Raw genomic sequence first — 3,388 nt, 5'->3', positions numbered from 1 at the left:
GCGACGAGGGCGAGGGCGGCGACATAGCCGCCGATGGCGCGCGCGCCCGGCCGGCGGCGGTCGGCGGCGGGTTCCAGCAGGCGGACGGGCGTGGGCATCGCCGCCCCGCTTAGCACTGTTCGCGCCGGCGCGCGCCTAGAGGTCGTGCGCCTTTGGATCGCCGGCCTGCACCCCGGCCAGCGGCGCGAACACGGCGCACGTCACCCCGGCCTGATCGAAGGCGAGGACGGTGCGCGCGCCCAGCTCGCCGGCCAGGCCCTGTTCGATCAGCCGGGAGCCGAAGCCGCGATGCGTCGGCGGCTTGACCGGCGGGCCGCCGCTCTCCCGCCAGTTCAGTTCCAGCTGCTCCCCCTCGATCCGCCAGTTCACCTCGATCGCGCCGGCGGGGATGCTGAGCGCGCCGAACCGGGCGGCGTTGGCGCCCAGCTCGTAGAGGGCCATCGAGATGGCCAGGGCCGCCTTGGGCGTCAGGCGCAGCGCGGGCCCGGAGATATGGAAGCGGCCGGGGTCGCCGGCGGCGAAGGGGGCCAGCGCCTGGCGCACCACCTCGCCGAGGTCCGCGCCTTCCCAGTCGTGACGGGTCAGCACGTCGTGGGCCCGCGCCAAGGCGGCGAGCCGGGCCGAAAGGGCGTCGCGCGCGGCGGCGTCGTCGGTCTGCTTGCCCAGGGTCTGCCACGCGATGGCCTGGACGGTGGCCAGCGAGTTCTTCACCCGGTGGTTCAGCTCGTTGACCAGCACCTCGCGCCGCGCCTCCGCGCGCTTGCGCACGGTGACGTCGACGGCCGTGCCGATGAAGCGCACGGGCTGGTCGGCGTCGAACAGCGCCTTGCCCCGGGCCGCGATCCAGCGTTCGACGCCGTCCTGGCCGCGAGCCCGGTATTCGGCCTCGAAGCGGCCGTCGCCGCCCGGCGTCATGGCATTGCCGACGGCGGCCTCGACCCGTGCGTGGTCGACCGGGTGCACGCTGGCGCGCCACTGGTCGAAGTCGGGTTTGTCTTGCGGCTTCAGGCCGAACAGGGCTTTGGCGCGCGCGTCGGCGACCAGGGTTCCGGTTGCCGGATCCCAGTCCCAGGCGCCGATGTCGGCGACTTCCATCGCCAGCCTCAGTCGGGCCTCGCTGCTCCTCAGCTCCTCCGACGTGCGCCGCTGCGCAGTGACGTCGATGGCGGTGCCGATGAACCGGGTCGCCCGCCCGCCCGCGAACAGGGCCTTTCCGTTGACCGAAAGCCAGCGTTCGGTCCCGTCGCGGGCGTCGATCACCCGGTATTCGATGGCGTAGGCGCCGTCGCCCTTCGGATCGAGCGCGGCTCCCACCGCCGCCTGCGCCCGGTCGCGGTCTTCCGGGTGCAGCGAGTTCAGCCAGGCCTGGTGATCGGTCCGGGCCGGCAGGCCCCAGAGCGCCTGGCAGCGCTCGTCCCAGACCAAGGCGCCGCTCTGCGGGGCTAGCTCCCACGCGCCGATGTCGGCGGCGGCCATGGCCAGGCGGCGGAACCGCTCGCTCTCGCGGAGCGCGATCTCGGCCTCCTTGCTGTCGGTGATGTCGCGGAAGCAGACGCCGATTCCGGTCGGGGTGGCGAACACCCGCCAGTCGAGCCAGCGGCCTGGCCGCACCGCGGACGCCGCCTGCAAGGCCTCGGGCTGACCGCTGGCCATGCAGCGGCGCAGGCTGTCCGCGAACGCGCCGTGCGCGAGGTCGGGGAACACGTCCCAGACGACCGCCCCGAGGGCCTGCTCGCGGGGGAGCTCCAGGAACCGGGCCGCCGCGGCGTTCCACAGGGTGATCCGCCAGTCGCGGCCCATTGCGTAAAATGCGTCGCCGAGGCCTTCGATCAGGTCGCTCAGCCGCCGGCTCTGGAGCTCGAGGGCGGCGTCGCCGACGGCCGTCCCGGTCGCCGTCAACTCGCGTTCGAGGGCGGACTGCTGCAGCCGGGCGACCGCGTCGGCCAGTCGGCCGACCGGGCCCGCCTGGCCGACGAACGGCGTCGGCACCGTCCGGTCGCCCTCGGCGAGCTTGGCCAATCGATCGGCCAGGGCGTCGAGCCGGCCGGCGCGGAGCCGGTCGGTCCAGCATCTGGCGGCGAGCAGGGCCAGGGCCACGGCGGTAAGCCCCGCCACGCCCAGCCACGGCGCTCGCTCGGCCAGCAGGAGACCCGCCGCGCCAGCCAGCAGGACTAGCGCCACGGGCGCGACGGCGCGGGCGACGATCAGGTTGCGCGCAGCTGAGCGGTCCGCGGGCGGAATGGACGGGCTCCGGTCGGCACGGCGGGAGCCGTCCCGCCGCACGGACAACGCGCAGGCGGCGCTTCCCGGCTCCCTCGCGCGACGCCGTCGGACGAGAAATTCGAGCCGAGACGCGCCTACAGGTCGAGCAGGCCCTGCAGCGCGGCTTCCGCGACCGCCTGCACGCGGGTCTTCACCGCCAGGCGGCGGCAGGCGCGCTCGACGTGCTCGTCCACCGTGCGGGCGGAGATGCCGAGGATCTCGCTGATGTCGGCCGAGCTCTTGCCGTCGCGCACCCACTTCAGACACTCGATCTGGCGCAGGCTGAGCGTCTTGGCGTCGGCGGGCGCGCCGGCGGCCTCGCGCCACAGCTTCATCCCGGCCAGGCCGAAGTGGGTCGACAGCAGGTGGGTGGCGGCGCGCTGGTAGGGATCCTCGCAGTCGGCGTGCTTGGCCGCCAGCGACGTGGCGAAGGCGCCCTCCTGGCCGCGGTCGACGGTGACGATGTAGCCGTCGTTCAGGCCGAAGTCGGAGAGCTCGTCGAACACCAGCCGCTCGCGCGCGGCCAGCGGCTGCGCCTTCAGCTGGGTCCAGAAGGTCGGCGCGGCGCTGGCCCGGCGGGTGATCGGGCAGTGCTCGGCGTGGCCCTGTTCCCCGTAGTGGACCACCCACGGGTGGTCGGTGTTGCCGAACAGCATGTCGACGGTGCGCACGCCGGCGCGCCGGCCCATGCGGATGCCGATGACGATCTCGTAGCCGAAGGTCTTGAGTTCTCGCCCGACCACCTCGTCGAGCTGCGTCAGAGACGTCGCCTTCTCGGCGGCGGCGACGGCGTCGAACGCGCGCCGCGCGATATCGGAATCGTAGGATCGGCCCATGCCGGTACACAATCACAGGTCTGTGTTCTGTCCAGTCCCGACCCTAGGTGAACTGACCTAAGGTGAGGTTTTCCTGACGATTTTCATCCCCCGTGGCGCCGAGGAAGCGGCGTGGCTCAGGGGCCGTCCGTAGGTTCACGGACGGGCCGTACCCGGACGGTTTCGTCGGGACGGTCGATCAGCCGGGCGACCAGGCGCACGCAGGCGGCGTCGACCACCTCGGCCGGTTCGCGCCGGTCGCGCGGCGCGAGGCCGGCGGCGCGGCGCAGGCGCGGCGCGAAGGCGCGCAC

The 3,388-nt window shown here is 73.6% G+C and carries 2 protein-coding genes; both read right to left on the bottom strand.

All coding sequences use genetic code 11. From position 1 onward, the window contains the following. Positions 1-135: 135 nt before the first annotated feature. Positions 136-2,181, bottom strand: a complete 2,046-nt coding sequence (locus G3573_RS20950; protein ID WP_163263589.1) for a PAS domain-containing sensor histidine kinase — start codon at positions 2,179-2,181, stop codon at positions 136-138. Between the two features lie 176 nt (positions 2,182-2,357). After that, positions 2,358-3,098, bottom strand: a complete 741-nt coding sequence (locus G3573_RS20945; protein ID WP_163263588.1) for a LuxR family transcriptional regulator — start codon at positions 3,096-3,098, stop codon at positions 2,358-2,360. Positions 3,099-3,388 lie beyond the last annotated feature (290 nt).

The organism is Caulobacter sp. 17J65-9 (genome assembly GCF_010975005.1).
GTDB lineage: Bacteria > Pseudomonadota > Alphaproteobacteria > Caulobacterales > Caulobacteraceae > 17J80-11.
The sequence above is the reverse complement of the archived record's forward strand: the minus strand, read 5'-3'. Positions and strand labels throughout refer to the sequence as shown.

Excerpts from the sequence above, each read along its gene's own strand:
- G3573_RS20945 (WP_163263588.1), bottom strand. The coding sequence starts at position 3,098 with ATGGGCCGATCCTACGATTCCGATATCGCGCGGCGCGCGTTCGACGCC.